This window comes from Mycolicibacterium diernhoferi (genome assembly GCF_019456655.1).
GTDB classification, from domain to species: Bacteria; Actinomycetota; Actinomycetes; order Mycobacteriales; family Mycobacteriaceae; genus Mycobacterium; species Mycobacterium diernhoferi.
Genome location: NZ_CP080332.1, coordinates 5,220,233 through 5,236,457 on the forward strand (window position 1 = coordinate 5,220,233; position 16,225 = coordinate 5,236,457).

A 16,225-nucleotide genomic window follows, 5' to 3' on the forward strand; every position below is an offset into this window, starting at 1 on the left:
TCAGGACACCTTGGGGCTGTAGAAGTTCGGGCTGTCCCGGTACTCGATCGGCGGCAGGTTGCGCGCCGGGGTCTGCACCAGCGGCGAGTCGGCGGGCAGCTTGCCGGCGGCCCGGTCCAATGCGGACCGTTTGCGCGGATGCTGCAGCCACCGCTTGGGCAGCACCTTGCCCGCGAAGGTGATCACCTCGCAGAACCGGTCGTGCAGGAACTGCTGGCGCGGCGTCCAGGTGTAACCCATCAGGTCACGGACCGCCGGGTCGTAGATCGCGACGGTCAGGAAGGTCAGGAAGGGCTGCATCACCTTGAGGTTCAGCGCCCACAACCGGTCCGGAAGCCACTGCAACGACGGGTGTTTGGGCATGGTGGACAGATCCATCACCTCACGTGCCGCCCAGTTGTTCTCCAGGACGTTGTTGCACATGTGATCCCAGTACTGCTCGAACTCCTCGTAGGACTTCGGCACCGGGCGCATGCTCATCCCGTACATCCGGTACCAGGTGACGTGCTCGTCGAAGAGCTGACGCCGGTCGGCGTCGGTGATGCCGCCGCCGAACTTCTCGGCCGAGAGCAGCACCGACTTGAAGAACGTCGCGTGCGCCCAGTAGAAGACGTCGGGATTCAGCGCGCTGTACCGGCGGCCCTGCTCGTCCACCCCCTTGATACCGATGTGATAGTCACGCACCTCGGCGCCGGTCTTCGGCGCGCGGTCGCCGTCGAAGACCACCCCACCGATCGGGTAGATGGACCGGAACAGCCGCGGCATCCGTTCCATGAAGAAGATCGAGTGCTCCTGGACGGCCGCGCCGAGCTGCGGGTGCATGTTCTGCATGGATCCGGCCCAGGGCCCCTGGAAAAGACCCGTCCACTGACCGAAGTACTTCCAGGTCAGCGAGTCGGGGCCGAGCGGGATCGGGGGCGCGTCATAGCCACCGGTGCTGACCGGGCAGCCGGCGGCAACCGGCTGGGCCTCGGCCGCGTCGGCAGCGGATGCGCTGGTCACCGGGCACGTCTCGGACGTATCTTGAGTCACTGGCGAACTTCCCGTCCATGTCAGAAGAATTCTGACTACACTCGTTGTCAGTACGCAGCTTAGGAGTGATGTGCCGTCCGGTCAACGACGCGGTCGATGGTCCGGCGTTCCTCTTCAGGATCGCCAGACGCTGCGCCGCGGCGATCTCATCGCGGCCGGCGTCGCGCTGCTCGGCGGTGCCGGCGGTCAGACCCTGACGGTGCGTGCGGTCTGCCGCGCGGCCGGGCTGACCGAGCGCTACTTCTATGAAAGCTTCGCCGACCGCGACGAATTCGTGCGCGCGGTCTACGACGAGGTGTGCAGTACCGCGATGACGGCGCTGACATCGGCGCAGACGCCGCGCGAGGCCGTCGAACAGTTCGTGGCGCTGATGGTCGACGACCCCAGCCGCGGCCGGGTGCTGCTGTTGGCCCCCGAACGCGAACCGGTGCTCACCCGGTCCGGCGCGGAGTGGATGCCGAACTTCATCGGACTGCTGCAGCACAAGCTCACCGCGATCACCGACCCGGCCCTGCAGGCCATGGTCGCCACCGGTCTGGTGGGCGCGCTGACGGCCTTGTTCACCGCATATCTGGACGGCCGACTGACCGCCACCCGGGAACAGTTCGTCGATTACTGCATCGACATGTTGCTCAGTCGCGCCGCCGCACGCTGAGCATTTCCCCAGGCACAGAGACCCACCGGTCGTCATACCGAGGCGCAACCGTTACGCGCACCACAGTCGACGAAACTTGAATGTCACCGGAGTACACAGATACTCTGACTGCTACCAAGAGGTACACGTAATCGGAGGGTTCATGTCCAAGGAACTGACCGATCTGCAGCTCCTGCACGAGCTGGAGCCCGTCGTCGAGAAGCAGATCAACCGGCACCTGTCCATGCGTAAGGACTGGAACCCGCACGACTACATCCCGTGGTCGGACGGCAAGAACTTCTACGCCCTCGGCGGCCAGGAGTGGGATCCGGAGCAGTCCAAGCTGTCCGAGGTCGCTCGGATCGCGATGATCACCAACCTGCTGACCGAGGACAACCTGCCCTCGTACCACCGCGAGATCGCGATGAACTTCACCATGGACGGCCCCTGGGGCTACTGGGTGAACCGCTGGACCGCCGAAGAGAACCGGCACGGCATCGCGCTGCGCGACTACCTGGTCGTCACCCGCGCCGTCGACCCCGTCGAGCTCGAAGAGCTGCGCGTCGAGCAGGTCACCCGCGGCTTCTCCCCCGGCCAGAACCAGCAGGGCGGCGACGAGCTGTTCGCCGAGAGCCTCTTCGACTCGGTCATCTACGTGACCTTCCAGGAGCTGGCCACCCGCGTCTCGCACCGCAACACCGGCAAGGCCTGCAATGAGCCGGTCGCCGACCAGCTGCTGGGCCGCATCTCGGCCGACGAGAACCTGCACATGATCTTCTACCGCGATGTGTCGGCCGCGGGTCTGGAGATCGCGCCGAACCAGGCGATGCGGTCGCTGCACCACGTGCTGACCAACTTCAAGATGCCCGGCTACACCATCCCGGACTTCCGCCGCAAAGCCGTCGTCATCGCCACCGGCGGTGTCTACGATCCGCGGATCCACCTCGATGACATCGTGATGCCGGTGCTGAAGAAGTGGCGCATCTTCGAGCGCGACGACTTCACCGGCGAGGCCGCCAAGCTGCGCGACGAGCTCGGCAAGCACGTCGAGGAGCTCGAGGAGACCTGCGTGAAGTTCGAGATCGCCAAGGAGCGTCGCCTGGAGCGCGAGCGCAAGGTCGCCGAGAAGAAGGCGATGAAGAACCTCCTGGTGTCCTCCTCAGCGGCCGGATGACGCTCGCTCCCGTTGCACCGACGGCCCGATCTGCCCTGCAGATCGGGCCGATCGCGTTGCAGAGTCCGGTGGTCCTCGCCCCGATGGCCGGTGTGACCAATGTCGCATTCCGCACGCTGTGCCGGGAACTGGAGCTGGCCCGGGCCGGCACCGTCAGCGGCCTGTACGTGTGCGAGATGGTGACCGCCCGCGCGCTGGTCGAACGGCACCCGGTGACCATGCACATGACCACCTTCGCCCCGGCGGAGTCCCCGCGGTCGTTGCAGCTCTACACCGTCGATCCGGAGACCACCTACGCCGCGGCGAAGATGATCGTCGATGAGAACATGGCCGACCACATCGACATGAACTTCGGCTGCCCGGTACCCAAGGTGACCAAGCGCGGCGGCGGATCGGCACTGCCCTACAAACGCAGGCTGTTCGGCCGGATCGTCGCCGCCGCGGTGCGGGCCACCGAAGGCACCGGCGTGCCGGTGACGGTGAAGTTCCGGGTCGGCATCGACGAACGGCACCTCACCTACCTGGACGCCGGCCGGATCGCCGAGGCCGAGGGTGCGGCCGCGGTGGCTCTGCATGCCCGCACCGCCGCTCAGCGGTACTCCGGCAGCGCCGACTGGAGCCGGATCGGCGAGCTCAAAGAGCACGTCACCAGCATCCCGGTGCTCGGCAACGGGGACATCTTCGACGCCGCCGACGCGCAGGCCATGATGGCGCAGACGGGTTGCGACGGCGTCGTCATCGGCCGCGGCTGCCTGGGCCGGCCGTGGCTGTTCGCCGAACTGTCCGACGCGTTCAACGGCCGGCCGATCACGACCCCGCCGACGCTCGGTGAGGTCGCCGAGATCATGCGCAGGCACGGGAAACTGCTGGCCGACCACTTCGGCGAGGACAAGGGCATGCGCGATATGCGCAAGCACATCGCCTGGTACCTGCACGGTTTCCCGGCCGGTGCCGATCTGCGCCGGGCATTGGCCCTGGTCAAAACGCTGGACGAGCTGGATGCGCTGCTCGGCGAACTCGACGCCGACGTGCCCTTCCCGGAGGTGGCCGGTGGCCCGCGCGGCCGCCAAGGCTCCCCCGGGTCGGTGAGCCTGCCCGAGGGCTGGCTCGACGATCCCGACGATCTGACGGTGCCGGTGGCCGCCGATGTGATGAATTCGGGTGGGTGATCGGAGATCTTCCCGAAATCGCGCCGTCACGCCCTCGAGCTGGCCTGTTCCCAGCTTGTCTCAGTACGATGAGAGACCACTTGACCGGGCTCCGGTGGCGGAGCCCGGTGCACTGCTGCTAAAAGAAACGGATGTGCCTTTTCTGCGGCGCAGACCACGATCGTGCGCAACGGCGCGCACGTCCCCACGAACCGCGAAGGCCGGTAGGACATGAGTGACGGCGAAAACGCCACTCCTGGCCGGCCCGACCGCGCCTCCGGCACCGGGGACGAGAACACGGGCGACGACAACCCCTGGCTTACCCGAACCCCGAGACCGGCACCAGGCGCCACGCCGTGGGAACGGGCCGCCGGGGCGCTGCCGCCCGGCCCGCGAGCCGATGCAGCCGGCACCGGCAACCACACCGACGGCATCACCGTCGCCGACCTGATCGCCAAGTTGGACGCCGACCTGCCCACCGGCGGTCGTGCCGCCCGGCGCCGGGCAGAACAGCGGGCCGACGAGAAAGCCGAAGCGGAGCCCGGCCCCGAACCTGCGGCCGCCGCACCCGCCGAGCCCGTCGAGGCGGTGATCTTCGAACCCCACCCCGACCCGGCGGACGACCCGGTCACCGAGATCATGGTGCTGCCCTCGGCGTACGCCTCCGAGCTGCCCGACCTGGGTGCGGACCGGTCATTGCACCCGCTGCACACCGCACGGCCGGCACCTGCCGGCCACCACACCGCACGCAACATCGGACGCGTCGCCGCCGCGATCCTCGCGACGTGTGCGCTGCTGCTGACCGGTGGCGCCTGGCAGTGGCAGTCGATGAAGAACAACAGCCTCAACCAGGTCGCGGCGCTGGACCCGAACTCACGCGACATCCTGGACCCCAACGCGCAGTTCGGCGACGAGAACTTCCTGATCGTCGGCACCGACAGCCGGATCGGCCAGAACAGCGAGATCGGGGCCGGCACCACCGACGACGCCGCCGGCGCACGCTCGGACACCATCATGCTGGTCAACATCCCGGCCGACCGCCAACGGGTTGTGGCCGTGTCCTTCCCCCGTGATCTGGCGATCACGCCGATCAAGTGCGAACCGTGGGATCCCGAAACCGGGGCGTACGGCCCGATCACCGACGAAGAATCACCGATGTACGGGCTGGAAGAGGCCTGGACCGAGACCAAGCTCAACTCCGCCTACGCCGTCGGCGGACCCAAGTGCCTGGTGAAGGTGATCCAGAAGCTCTCCGGCCTGTCGGTGAACCGGTTCATGGCCGTCGACTTCACCGGCTTCGCCAGGATGGTCGACGCGCTCGGCGGCGTCGAGGTGTGCACCACCACCCCGCTGGAGGACTACGAGCTGGGCACCGTGCTGGCGACGGCCGGCCGGCAGACCGTCGACGGCCACACCGCGCTGAACTACGTGCGGGCCCGGCAGGTCACCACCGAGGTCAACGGCGACTACGGCCGGATCAAGCGCCAGCAACTGTTCCTGTCCTCGCTGCTGCGCTCGCTGATCTCCAAAGAGGTGTTCTTCAGCCTGTCCAAGCTCAACAACGTGGTGAACATGTTCATCGAGGACAGCTACGTCGACAACATCAAGACCAAGGATCTCGTCGACCTCGGCCAGTCCGTGCAGGGCGTCAACGCCGGGCGGATCACCTTCGTCACCGTGCCCACCACCGGCTATGCCGACGACTGGGGGAACGAACAGCCGCGCGTCGACGATATGGCCGCGCTGTTCCAGGCCATCATCAACGACGATCCGCTGCCCGAGGAACGCAACGCCGACGACACCCCGGTGCCCCAGACCCCCGAATCGGGCAGCAGCGCAACCGGTCCCGATGACGAGGTGGGCGAACTGGTGGACGCGGTGGCCACCGACCCGGGCGAGGTGACCGTGCGGGTGTCCAACTCGACCGGCGAGTCGGGGCTGGCCGGCAGTGCCGCCGACGTGCTGGCCCAGCACGGGTTCAACATCGAGACCCCCGACGACTACCCCGGCCCGCTGGAGTCGACGACGGTGTTCTTCTCCGCCGGCAACGAGCAGGCCGCCGCCACCGTCGCCTCGTCGTTCCACCACGCCGACATCGAGCAGGTGACCGGGCTCGGGGATGTGGTGCGGGTGGTGCTGGGCACCGATTTCAGCGCCGTCACCCCGCCGTCGCCGAGCGGATCGACCGTGCAGGTGCATCTGGTGCGCGGGACCAGCAGCGAACCCACCGAACTCCCCGAGGATCTCACCGTCACCAACGCAGCCGATACGACCTGCGAATAGTCCGGGCCCACCGGCGAGGAAAGGGCATTCACCTTTCGTTCATCTGTGGCATCGTGACCCCCGGGCCCGGCAAACGTAAGGTAGTTCCATGCGTACTGCGTATCAAGAACAGCTGTCTTCCTTGACCGTTCAACTCGGTGAGATGTGCGATCTCGCCGGGCAGGCCATGGAACACGCTACTCAAGCCCTGCTGCAGGCCGATCTGGCGCTCGCCGAGCAGGTCATCACCGATCACGAACGCATCACCGAGATCAGCGTGCGCGCCGAGGAGGCCGCCTTCAAGTTGCTGGCCCTGCAGGGACCGGTGGCCGGTGACCTGCGCGCCATCGTCAGCGGCATCCAGATCGTCGCCGATATCGACCGGATGGGCGCCCTGGCCCTGCACGTCGCCAAGATCGCCCGCCGCCGCCACCCCCAGCACACCCTGCCCGAAGAGGTCAACGGCTACTTCGCCGAAATGGGTCGGGTGGCAGTCGAATTGAGCCGCAGCGCGCAGGAGGTTCTGGACACCCTGGACCCGGAGAAGGCCGCCCGGATCCGCGAGGAAGACGATGCGATGGACGATCTGCACCGTCACCTGTTCTCGGTGCTGATGGACAAGGACTGGAAGCACGGCGTCACCGCCGCGGTCGACGTCACGTTGCTGAGCCGGTTCTACGAGCGGTTCGCCGACCACGCCGTGGAGGTGGCCCGGCGGGTGATCTTCACCGCGACCGGCTCGTTCCCCGAGGACCAGCCCTTCGTGGAGCCGCGCTGATTCGTCCGCGCATACGAAAACTGCCCCGGAACCTCGGTTCTGGGGCAGTTTTCGTGTGACCGGTGCTCAGCCGAAGCGTCCCGAGATGTAATCCTCGGTGGCCTTCTGGGTGGGGTTGGAGAAGATCTTCTCGGTGTCGTCGATCTCGATGAGCTTGCCCGGCTTGCCGGTGGCCTCGAGGTTGAAGAACGCGGTCTGATCGCTGACCCGGGCGGCCTGCTGCATGTTGTGCGTGACGATGACGATGGTGAAGTCCTGCTTGAGCGTTGCGATCAGATCCTCGATCGCCAGCGTGGAGATCGGGTCCAGCGCCGAGCACGGCTCGTCCATCAGCAGCACATCGGGCTGCACGGCGATGGCGCGGGCGATGCACAGACGCTGTTGCTGACCGCCGGAAAGACCGCCGCCGGGCTTGTCGAGGCGGTCCTTGACCTCATTCCACAGGTTGGCGCCCTTGAGCGAGCGCTCCGCGACCTCGTCGAGGGTCTTCTTGTTGCGCACACCCTGCAGCTTCAGACCGGCCACCACGTTGTCGCGAATCGACATGGTGGGGAACGGATTCGGGCGCTGGAAGACCATCCCGATGGTCTTACGCACGCCCACCGGGTCGACGCCGGCCCCGTAGATGTCCTCACCGTCGAGCAGCACCGAACCCTCGACGCGGGCACCGGGGATGACCTCGTGCATGCGGTTCAGGGTGCGCAGCACGGTGGACTTACCGCAGCCCGACGGGCCGATGAAGGCGGTGACGCTGCGCGGTTCCACCGACAACGAGACACCCGACACCGCGTGGAAGGCGCCGTAGTAGATGTTGACGTCTTTCAGGTCGAGACGCTTGGCCATGTCTGTGACTCCTCAGAGCTTCTTGGGGGCAAAGAATTTGGCGATGAACCGCGCGCCGACGTTGAGCGCTGCGATGAGGACCACCAGGGTGAGGGCGGCGCCCCACAGGCGGTCCGTCGGAACCGGGTTGGCACCGGCGCCGGCCGAGGTCTGATCGAACATCATGCCGGGCAGTGACCCCATGAAACCGCTCAGCATGTCGAAGTTCATCGCCTGGGCGTAGCCCACCAGGATCAGCAGCGGCGCGGTCTCGCCCATCACGCGGGCCAGCGACAACAGGATGCCGGTGACGATGCCCGACAGCGCGGTGGGCACCACGATCGCCGAGATGGTCTTCCACTTCGGTACGCCCAGCGCATAACTCGCCTCACGCAGGTCCATCGGCACGATCCTCAGCATCTCCTCGGTGGAGCGCACGATGACCGGGATCATCAACAGCACCAGGGACAGCGACACCGCAAGGCCGGACCGCTGGAAGCCCAGGGTGGCCACCCACAGCGCGTAGATGAACAGCGCCGCGACGATGGAGGGCACACCGGTGAGGATGTCGACCATGAAGGTGGTCACCTTGCCCAGCCGGGTCCCGCCGCCGTACTCCACCAGATAGATGCCGACGAAGACACCGACCGGGATGGAGATCGCCGCACAGACCGCGGCCTGTAGCAGCGACCCGACGATGGCGTGATAGGCGCCGCCACCGGCCGCAAACGCGGTCATGCCCGACTGCGAGTTGGTCCACCAGGTGCTGTCGAGCACCACGCCGATGCCCTTGGCGACGACGGTGTAGAGCACCCACACCAGCGGTACCAGCGCGACCACCACGGAGGCGGTGACCAGGACGGTGGCGATGTTGTCGGTGATCTTGCGGCGCAGGCTCACGCCCTGGAAGGTGGCCGCCTTGACCGGCTGGTCCAGGACGGCCGCCGAGGAGTCGGAAGGGGTCATGATGCGGACCGGTCCTTTCCGGAGACCGCGGCGCGGGCCAGCGAGTTCACCACGAACGTGAGGATGAACAGCACCAGGCCTGCCGCGATGTATGCGCCGGCCTTGTACTGGTCGTTGAATTCCGATGCCGCGGAGGCGATCTTGCTGGCGAAGGTGAACCCGCCGTCGAACAGGGACCAGCCGAATGCGGACTGGGTGCCCCGCAGGATGATCAGCAGGGCGATCGTCTCACCGAGCGCACGCCCCAGACCGAGCATGGCGCCGCTGATGTAGCCGGACATCCCGAACGGCAGCACCGTGGTCCGCACGACCTCCCAGCGGGTGGCGCCCAGCGCCAGCGCCGCCTCGATCTGGCCGCGCGGTGTCTGGACGAACACCTCGCGGGTGACGGCGGTGATGATCGGCAGGATCATCACCGCCAGCACGATGCCCGCGGTGAAGATGGTGCCGCCGCCCGCCACCGACGCGTTGCCGGTGGAGAACAGGAACAGCCAGCTCAGATTCTCGTTGAGCCACACCGCCACCGGCTTGATCGCCGGCGCGAGGATGTACAGCCCCCACACGCCGTAGATGATCGACGGTACGGCGGCCAGCAGATCCACCATGTAGGCCAGCGGCCCCTTGACCCGCTTGTGCGCGTAGTTGGTCAGGTAGATCGCGATACCCAGCGCCACCGGCATGGCCAGGATCAGGGCGAACACCGAGACGAACACCGTCACCTGGAGCAGGTCCAGGATGCCGAAATGCATCGCCGAGGTGTCGGTGGTGATCCAGTTGCCGCCGTAGAGGAAGAAGTTCTCCTCGTTGCGCCGCAGGGCCGGAACCGCCCGCCACATCAGGAAGATCGCGATCGCGGCGATGATCGCGATGACGAGGACGCCGGACCCGGTGGCCGCTCCGCCGAAGAGGCGGTCGCCGAGGCGCACACCGGCGTTCCTCGACGGGTTCGTCGAGATCGGGGTGGGCTCGGGGAAGGGTGCGGCCAGCGCCTCACCCGACCCGGAGTCGGATGGATTCGGAATAGTCACGGAGTTACCGTCGGAACCCTTCTCGATGCCTTGATACGTCATACGGTTGCCGCACCCATCCTCGCCTCGATGTCGCCGATGTGCCAGTGACTAGGCGGCCGGCCCGATGGCCTCGATGGAGGTCAGCAGACGCTGCTTGAACTGGTCGGGCAGCGGCACATAGCCGGCGGCCGACAGCCCGCCCTGTCCGTCCTCGGCGGCGACCGTCAGGAAGGACCGCACCGCGGCGGCGGTCTCGGCGTCGTAGCCGTCCGAGCAGACGATGTTGTAGGTGGCCAGCACCAGCGGGTAGGCGCCGGCCTCCTTGATGCCGTAGAGCGAATCGAGGTCCAGCACAAGGTCATTGCCCTCACCGGAGATCTCGACGGCGTCGATCGCCTTGCCCGCCGACTCGTCGGTCAGCTCGACCGCACCGGCACCGGCGTCGATCTGGGCGTAAGGCAGACCGGCCTGATCGGCGAACCCCTTCTCCACGTAGCCGATGGCGCCGGGGGTCGCCTGCACCGCCTGGGCCACCCCGGCCGACTTCTGCGCACCCTCGCCGGCGCCGCCCTGGAACTCGCTGCCGGCACCCTTGGTCCACGACTCGGGAGCCGCCGCCGTCAGATACTTCTGGAAGTTGTCGGTGGTGCCCGAGGAATCGGAACGGAAGATCGGGGTGATCGCCGTATCCGGCAGCGTCGCGCCCTCGTTCAGCGCCGCGATCGCCGGATCGTTCCATTTGGTGATCTGGCCCTGGAAGATCTTGGCCAGGGTGTCACCGTTGAGCACCAGCCCGTCGACGCCCTCGATGTTGTAGGCCATCGCGATCGGCCCGAAGACCAGCGGCAGGTGCCAGGCCGGGTTGCCGCCGCACCGCGCGGCGGCGGCGGCGATCTGGTCGTCCTTGAGCGCCGAGTCGGAGCCGGCGAAGTCGACGTTCGCGGCGATGAACTGCTCGCGGCCCGCACCGGAACCGGTCGGGTTGTAGGACAGGTTCTTGCCCGGGCAGGCCTGTCCCCACACCTGGTTGAACAGGGCGACGGCGTTCTGCTGCGCGGTCGAGCCCTCGGCGGTGACGGAGTTCTTGCCGCCGCAGTCCGCCCCGGACGCGGTGGAACCGGTGGCCGAACCGCTGCCCGCCGACGGCGTGTTGTTGTCGCTACCGCACGCCGACAGCGTCAGCGCGGCGACCGCGGTCGCCGACAGGGCCAGGCCGATGTTGAGCTTCACGAATCCCACTTTCAGTTGACGGCAACACACTCCCCGGCAACGTATGCGGTGGTGGTGGACGGTCAGCAGCGCCGGTATGAACGGGAGGTGAACAGGTACAGCTAGTTCACCGTCGGCGCGGCGTAGGCGATATCGGCGCTGTACACGGCGAACCCGAGGCGTCGATATGTCTTCACCGCCGCGGTATTGTCGCCCTCCACATAGAGGGTGACGTCGGCCTCGGGACCCAGCCGCTCGGCGAGGTGGTGCAGCCCCAGCAAGGTCAGTTCGGCGCCGAGCCCGCGCCCCTGGGCGTCCGGGGCGATGCCGACCACATACACCTCGCCGAGATCAGGACCGTGCACCTTGGTCCAGTGGAAGCCCAGCAGCCGGTCACCGTCGAAGGCCATGAACAGTCCCTCGGGGTCGAACCAGGATTCAGCGCGGCGTTCGGCGATGTCGGCTTCGGTCCAGCCGCCCTGTTCGGGGTGCCAGGAGAAGGCCGCGTTGTTGACCCGCAGCAGCTCCGCATCGTCGGCGGGTCCGCGGTAGGTGCGGACGGTGTGGGCGTCGGCGCGGTCCGGCAGCCCGGGCAGGTCGGCCAGGCTGCGGCGCATCTGCAGCAGCTCGCGGACCCGGTTCAACCCCAGCTTGTGCGCCAGCGCCTGCGCGGCGGCCAGATCACCGTGCGCCCAGATCCGGGTGCCCGGCCCGCCGGCGGCCAGGCCGGTGCGGACCAGTTCGGTGCCCACCCCGCGACGCCGGGCGTCGGGGTGCACCACCGCCTCGGCCATGCCGGGTGTGAGGTTCAGGTAGCCGACGATCTGCTCGCCGTCGAGCGCCAGCAGGTGGCGGGTGTCGTCACGTCCCAACTCGCGCAGCACCTGATCACCGACCGGGGCCACCCCGTCGGCCGCGGTGGCCGCGTCGATGATCTCGATGATCCGGTCCCGGTCCGGCACGGAAAGGCCGGTGCGCCATTGCGTCACTGGCTGTGCAGCGGGCCGAATGACCCTGCGGCCGAACCGAATCCGGAATCATTGAGGTCGCCGTCCAGGTCAGCTTCGAGGTCTCCACCGAAGCCGTCCACGTCGTCGAGCTCATCGGCTGCAGGTGCGGGAGCGCGGCCGCGAGCGGGCCGCACGGCCTTGTAGCCCACGTTGCGCACGGTGCCGATCAGGGACTCGTACTCCGGCCCGAGCTTGGCGCGCAGCCGCCGCACGTGCACGTCGACGGTGCGGGTGCCACCGAAGAAGTCGTAGCCCCAGACCTCCTGCAGCAGCTGCGCGCGGGTGAACACCCGGCCGGCGTGCTGAGCGAGGTACTTGAGGAGTTCGAACTCCTTGTAGGTGAGGTCCAGCGGCCGGCCCCGCAGCCGCGCGGTGTAGGTGCCCTCGTCGATGACCAGTTCACCGAGCGTCACCTTGCCGACGCTCTCCTGGTCGGCGACCCCGCCGCGGCGCCCGATCAGCAACCGCAGCCGCGCATCGATCTCCGCGGGCCCGGTGCCGGGCAGCAGGATCTCGTCGAGTCCCCACTCCACGTTGACGGCCACCAGGCCGCCCTCGTTCACGACCGCCACCACGGGGATGGAGGTTCCGGTGGTGCCGAGCAGCCGACACAACCCGCGGGCCGCGGCCAGATCGGTGCGCGCGTCGACGATCGCCACATCAGCGGTACCCGCCTCCAGCAGCGAGGAGACCTCGGTCGGAGCGGTGCGCACATTGTGCGCGAGCAGGGACAGTGAAGGCAGAACGGTATCCGGATGCGGGTCGACGGTCAGAAGTAACAGTTCCAAAAGTTCCTCCAGCGTCCTGAATCATCCCCGGGACATCGGTGTCGGAGGCAACTTCGGCGATTCATGGCTGACACGTGGCCGTTACGACCGACGATCGCACCACGATACCGTGCTACCTGCTGCTTAGCAGACCGGAACCACCAGGTGCCGGTCGAAGGTCTGCATTCGTGGGACAGAATGACCGGGTGCGCAAGCTGCTGACCGGTGCCCTGGCAACCATCGTCGCGGTCGTCGTGGGCGCCGTCGGCACGGATTTCGGTGCCGCCATCTATGCCGAGTACCGGCTGGCGCGCAGCGTCCGCACCGCCGCCCACCTGCACTTCGATCCGTGGGCGAGCATCCTGGGATTCCCGTTCATCAGCCAGGCCCGGGCGCACGAGTACCGCGAGATCGAGATCCGCGCCTCCGGGGTTCCGCACCCGGTGACCGGCAAGGTCTCGCTGGAGGCGACCCTGCACTCGATCGATCTGGCCGAGTCGACGTGGCTGATCGGGCCGGATGCCGCGCTGCCGGTCGGGACCGCCGAGAGCCGCATCATCATCGACTCCACCCACGTCGGCCGGTTCATGGGCATCAAGGACCTGCTGGTCGAGGCGCCGCAGCGGGAGAGCAACGACGCCACCGGCGGGACCACCGAATCGGGCATCTCCAGCGGGGACGGTCTCATCTTCACCGGCACCCCGACGGCGGCGGATTTCGACACCCGGGTGAGTGTGTCGGTGGACATGACGATGGCCGGCCCGCACGACAGCACCATCGTGCTGACCGCGACCGGGGTGCTGACCGGGCCGGGTACCGCCGATGAAACGGTGCCCGAGGACAAGACAGCGGCGGTGCTCAAGGCGTTCAGTGCCCGGATCCCGGACCAACGGCTACCGTTCGGGGTAGCTCCCACCAGCGGCGGGGTCCGCGGGTCGGACATCATCGTGGAGGGCATCGCGGAGGGACTGACCGTGCGCCTGGACGAGTTCAGACAGTCATGAACACCTCGCTGACGCTGGTGATCGTGATCGTGATCGCGGTCCTCGGCATCGGGTATCTCATCGGCAAGCTGATCACGCTGCGCTCGGGGATGATCCGGGCGGCGGCCGAAGCCTCCGACATCGACACCAGCGGCCTGGGCCTGTCCGCGACCGGACCGACGATCCTGCATTTCACCGCCGCCTGGTGCGGACCCTGTTCGGCGGTGCGGCGAGTGGTCGATCAGGTGTGTGCCGATGTTCCGGCGGTGGCCCACGTCGAGATCGACATGGACGACAATCCCGAGGCGGCACGGCGACTTTCGGTGCTGTCCCTGCCGACCACCATCATCTTCGACGGCGACGGCCGGCCGCGGTACCGCACCACGGGCGTTCCCAAAGCCGCTGACCTGCGTTCCGCCCTCGAACCGCTATTGGCCTGATCCCGGTGCCTACGGGTATTGTGTGCGGCGTGACTGCCCGTCTTGAGCTGCTGCTCACCAAACGCCGCACGGTCGATCTGTGCCGCACCGCGGGTTGTTGCTGTTGTTGTCGTAGCTGCTGACGAGCCGCGCCCTCGATCTTGGTGCGCCGCTCTGCAGGCGCCATCGTGGCCTGCCAGTCCAGTCCAGCCAAGCAACAGGAGCATTTACATGTCAGCCACCACCGCAGAGCACGTGGACGTGCGCGGTCCCCGGTTCGTCGCCTGGGTCACCACCGCCGTCCTGATCCTCACCCTGCTGATCTCCACGGTCAGCGTTCCCGTCGCCGCGGCGATTCTCGGTCTGCAGACCGTGGTCTTCGCCGTCGGCGCCGCGCTCGGACCTCGCCGGCACCCCTACGGCACGGTGTTCGCCACGCTGATCGCGCCGCGGCTGGGCCCGGTCACCGAGCGTGAGCCGGTCGCCCCGCTGCGGTTCGCCCAGCTGGTCGGGTTCGGCTTCGGCGTGGTCGGCACCGCCGGCTTCGTGCTGGGCGCGCCGTTGATCGGCCTCGTCGCCACCGCGTTCGCACTGTTCGCAGCATTTCTCAATGCGGCCTTCGGCATCTGCCTGGGCTGCCAGATCTACCCGCTCGTCGCGCGGCTCCGCCGCGCGCCCGCCTGACCCCGCCAAACGACTCAAAGCAGTACAACGAAAGGAACCACTCCATGGCACGCTCCGACGTCCTGGTCTCCACCGACTGGGCCGAGAGCAATCTCGACGCGCCGAAGACGGTCTTCGTCGAGGTCGATGAGGACACCTCCGCCTACGAGGGCGGTCACATCGCCGGCGCTGTGCGCCTCGACTGGAAGACCGAGCTGCAGGACCAGGTCAAGCGCGACTTCGTCGATCAGCAGCAGTTCTCGAAGCTGTTGTCCGAGAAGGGCATCGCCAACGACGACACCGTGATCCTGTACGGCGGCAACAACAACTGGTTCGCCGCCTACGCCTACTGGTACTTCAAGCTGTACGGCCACGAGGACGTCAAGCTGCTCGACGGCGGCCGCAAGAAGTGGGAGCTCGACGGACGCCCGCTGGTGACCGAGGTCCCCGAGCGCGCAGCCACCTCCTACGAGGCCAAGGCCCCCAACAACGACATCCGCGCCTTCCGCGACGAGGTCATCGCCGCGATCGGTGAGAAGAACCTGGTCGACGTGCGCTCCCCCGACGAGTTCTCCGGCAAGATCCTGGCCCCGGCACACCTGCCGCAGGAGCAGAGCCAGCGCGCCGGCCACATCCCGACCGCCATCAACGTGCCGTGGAGCAAGGCGGCCAACGAGGACGGCACCTTCAAGTCGGATGAAGATCTGGCCAAGCTGTACGCCGAGGCCGGCCTGGACGGCGACAAGCTGACCATCGCCTACTGCCGCATCGGTGAGCGTTCCTCGCACACCTGGTTCGTGCTGCAGGAGCTGCTGGGCCACAAGAACGTCAAGAACTACGACGGTAGTTGGACGGAATACGGTTCCCTGGTGGGAGCCCCGATCGAGTTGGGAAGTTGATATGTGCTCTGCCCCTAAGCAAGGACTGACGTTGCCGGCCGGCGTCGACCTGGAGAAGGAAACCGTCATCACCGGTCGGGTGGTCGACGGCTCCGGTCAGGCGGTCGGTGGGGCCTTCGTGCGCCTGCTGGACAGCTCTGACGAGTTCACCGCCGAGGTCGTCGCGTCGGCCACCGGCGATTTCCGGTTCTTCGCCGCGCCGGGCAACTGGACGCTGCGTGCGCTGTCGCCGGCCGGCAACGGGGATGCCAGCATCGCCCCCACCGGCGCCGGCATCCACGAAATCGACGTCAAGGTCGCCTAGCGACTCCACCGGGTCACCGCGCTCGAGCCTCGACTCGAGCGCGGTGACCTCTGGCGGTTAGGATCATCACCGTGGTGCTGTTCTTCGAATTTCTTCTTGTGGCGGCCGTGGTCGTCATCACCTGGTTTGCGCTGTACGCCGTCTA

18 protein-coding genes are annotated in these 16,225 nt (G+C 67.4%); 11 read left to right on the forward strand and 7 right to left on the reverse strand.

The features are described 5' to 3' along the window. Positions 1-1,032, reverse strand: coding sequence for an oxygenase MpaB family protein (locus tag K0O62_RS24745; RefSeq protein ID WP_073856599.1), 1,032 nt, complete (start codon positions 1,030-1,032; stop codon positions 1-3). 70 nt (positions 1,033-1,102) lie between these two features. Here K0O62_RS24745 and K0O62_RS24750 point away from each other — a divergent pair, with 70 nt between their 5' ends. The 5 genes from K0O62_RS24750 to phoU all read left to right on the forward strand — a co-directional run bounded on the left by K0O62_RS24750 (position 1,103) and on the right by phoU (position 7,028). Further along, positions 1,103-1,687 (forward strand): TetR/AcrR family transcriptional regulator, encoded by a 585-nt coding sequence (locus K0O62_RS24750; protein ID WP_073856600.1) that lies wholly within the window; start codon positions 1,103-1,105, stop codon positions 1,685-1,687. Positions 1,688-1,829: 142 nt separating this feature from the next. Continuing rightward, positions 1,830-2,840 (forward strand): acyl-ACP desaturase, encoded by a 1,011-nt coding sequence (locus K0O62_RS24755; protein WP_073856601.1) that lies wholly within the window; start codon positions 1,830-1,832, stop codon positions 2,838-2,840. A 35-nt stretch (positions 2,841-2,875) separates the two neighbouring features. Then, positions 2,876-4,009 (forward strand): tRNA dihydrouridine synthase DusB, encoded by a 1,134-nt coding sequence (dusB, locus tag K0O62_RS24760; protein WP_205870705.1) that lies wholly within the window; start codon positions 2,876-2,878, stop codon positions 4,007-4,009. A 210-nt stretch (positions 4,010-4,219) separates the two neighbouring features. Next, the gene (locus K0O62_RS24765) at positions 4,220-6,271 is read left to right on the forward strand and encodes an LCP family protein (protein WP_073856603.1); all 2,052 of its coding nucleotides are present in this window, start codon (positions 4,220-4,222) and stop codon (positions 6,269-6,271) included. Between the two features lie 88 nt (positions 6,272-6,359). After that, positions 6,360-7,028, forward strand: coding sequence for a phosphate signaling complex protein PhoU (phoU, locus tag K0O62_RS24770; protein WP_073856604.1), 669 nt, complete (start codon positions 6,360-6,362; stop codon positions 7,026-7,028). 66 nt (positions 7,029-7,094) lie between these two features. Here the strand turns inward: phoU and pstB are convergent, their stop codons facing one another. The 6 genes from pstB to K0O62_RS24800 form a co-directional block, all read right to left on the reverse strand. Next, positions 7,095-7,871 (reverse strand): phosphate ABC transporter ATP-binding protein PstB, encoded by a 777-nt coding sequence (gene pstB / locus K0O62_RS24775; RefSeq protein WP_073856605.1) that lies wholly within the window; start codon positions 7,869-7,871, stop codon positions 7,095-7,097. 12 nt (positions 7,872-7,883) lie between these two features. Beyond that, positions 7,884-8,816, reverse strand: a complete 933-nt coding sequence (gene pstA, locus K0O62_RS24780) for a phosphate ABC transporter permease PstA (RefSeq protein WP_073856606.1) — start codon at positions 8,814-8,816, stop codon at positions 7,884-7,886. Continuing rightward, on the reverse strand, positions 8,813-9,886 hold the full coding sequence (gene pstC, locus K0O62_RS24785; RefSeq protein ID WP_073856607.1) for a phosphate ABC transporter permease subunit PstC: 1,074 nt from the start codon (positions 9,884-9,886) through the stop codon (positions 8,813-8,815). The genes pstA and pstC overlap by 4 nt, the downstream gene beginning before the upstream one ends. A gap of 48 nt (positions 9,887-9,934) precedes the next feature. After that, positions 9,935-11,065 (reverse strand): phosphate ABC transporter substrate-binding protein PstS, encoded by a 1,131-nt coding sequence (gene pstS, locus K0O62_RS24790; protein ID WP_165636983.1) that lies wholly within the window; start codon positions 11,063-11,065, stop codon positions 9,935-9,937. 92 nt (positions 11,066-11,157) lie between these two features. Then, the gene (mshD, locus tag K0O62_RS24795; RefSeq protein ID WP_372512858.1) at positions 11,158-12,045 is read right to left on the reverse strand and encodes a mycothiol synthase; all 888 of its coding nucleotides are present in this window, start codon (positions 12,043-12,045) and stop codon (positions 11,158-11,160) included. Beyond that, the gene (locus K0O62_RS24800) at positions 12,021-12,833 is read right to left on the reverse strand and encodes a winged helix-turn-helix transcriptional regulator (RefSeq protein WP_073856609.1); all 813 of its coding nucleotides are present in this window, start codon (positions 12,831-12,833) and stop codon (positions 12,021-12,023) included. The genes mshD and K0O62_RS24800 overlap by 25 nt, the downstream gene beginning before the upstream one ends. A gap of 167 nt (positions 12,834-13,000) precedes the next feature. Between K0O62_RS24800 and lmeA the strand changes: the two genes are divergently transcribed. The 6 genes from lmeA (at position 13,001) to K0O62_RS24825 (ending at position 16,080) form a co-directional block, all read left to right on the forward strand. Next, positions 13,001-13,816, forward strand: coding sequence for a mannan chain length control protein LmeA (gene lmeA / locus K0O62_RS24805; RefSeq protein ID WP_073856610.1), 816 nt, complete (start codon positions 13,001-13,003; stop codon positions 13,814-13,816). Next, positions 13,813-14,235 (forward strand): thioredoxin family protein, encoded by a 423-nt coding sequence (locus tag K0O62_RS24810; protein ID WP_073856611.1) that lies wholly within the window; start codon positions 13,813-13,815, stop codon positions 14,233-14,235. The genes lmeA and K0O62_RS24810 overlap by 4 nt, the downstream gene beginning before the upstream one ends. Positions 14,236-14,264: 29 nt before the next feature. Then, the gene (locus K0O62_RS29050; RefSeq protein WP_350355557.1) at positions 14,265-14,357 is read left to right on the forward strand and encodes a putative leader peptide; all 93 of its coding nucleotides are present in this window, start codon (positions 14,265-14,267) and stop codon (positions 14,355-14,357) included. Between the two features lie 88 nt (positions 14,358-14,445). Continuing rightward, positions 14,446-14,898, forward strand: coding sequence for a DUF4395 domain-containing protein (locus K0O62_RS24815; RefSeq protein WP_073856612.1), 453 nt, complete (start codon positions 14,446-14,448; stop codon positions 14,896-14,898). A gap of 44 nt (positions 14,899-14,942) precedes the next feature. Further along, positions 14,943-15,776, forward strand: coding sequence for a sulfurtransferase (locus K0O62_RS24820; RefSeq protein WP_073856613.1), 834 nt, complete (start codon positions 14,943-14,945; stop codon positions 15,774-15,776). A 1-nt stretch (position 15,777) separates the two neighbouring features. Beyond that, on the forward strand, positions 15,778-16,080 hold the full coding sequence (locus K0O62_RS24825; protein ID WP_073856614.1) for a DUF1416 domain-containing protein: 303 nt from the start codon (positions 15,778-15,780) through the stop codon (positions 16,078-16,080). Positions 16,081-16,225: the final 145 nt, after the last annotated feature.

Coding starts and splice junctions, on each gene's coding strand:
- K0O62_RS24755 (WP_073856601.1), top strand. CDS start 1,830: ATGTCCAAGGAACTGACCGATCTGCAGCTCCTGCACGAGCTGGAGCCC.
- K0O62_RS24765 (WP_073856603.1), top strand. CDS start 4,220: ATGAGTGACGGCGAAAACGCCACTCCTGGCCGGCCCGACCGCGCCTCC.
- phoU (WP_073856604.1), top strand. CDS start 6,360: ATGCGTACTGCGTATCAAGAACAGCTGTCTTCCTTGACCGTTCAACTC.
- pstB (WP_073856605.1), bottom strand. CDS start 7,871: ATGGCCAAGCGTCTCGACCTGAAAGACGTCAACATCTACTACGGCGCC.
- pstA (WP_073856606.1), bottom strand. CDS start 8,816: ATGACCCCTTCCGACTCCTCGGCGGCCGTCCTGGACCAGCCGGTCAAG.
- pstC (WP_073856607.1), bottom strand. CDS start 9,886: ATGACGTATCAAGGCATCGAGAAGGGTTCCGACGGTAACTCCGTGACT.
- K0O62_RS24810 (WP_073856611.1), top strand. CDS start 13,813: ATGAACACCTCGCTGACGCTGGTGATCGTGATCGTGATCGCGGTCCTC.
- K0O62_RS24815 (WP_073856612.1), top strand. CDS start 14,446: ATGTCAGCCACCACCGCAGAGCACGTGGACGTGCGCGGTCCCCGGTTC.
- K0O62_RS24820 (WP_073856613.1), top strand. CDS start 14,943: ATGGCACGCTCCGACGTCCTGGTCTCCACCGACTGGGCCGAGAGCAAT.
- K0O62_RS24825 (WP_073856614.1), top strand. CDS start 15,778: ATGTGCTCTGCCCCTAAGCAAGGACTGACGTTGCCGGCCGGCGTCGAC.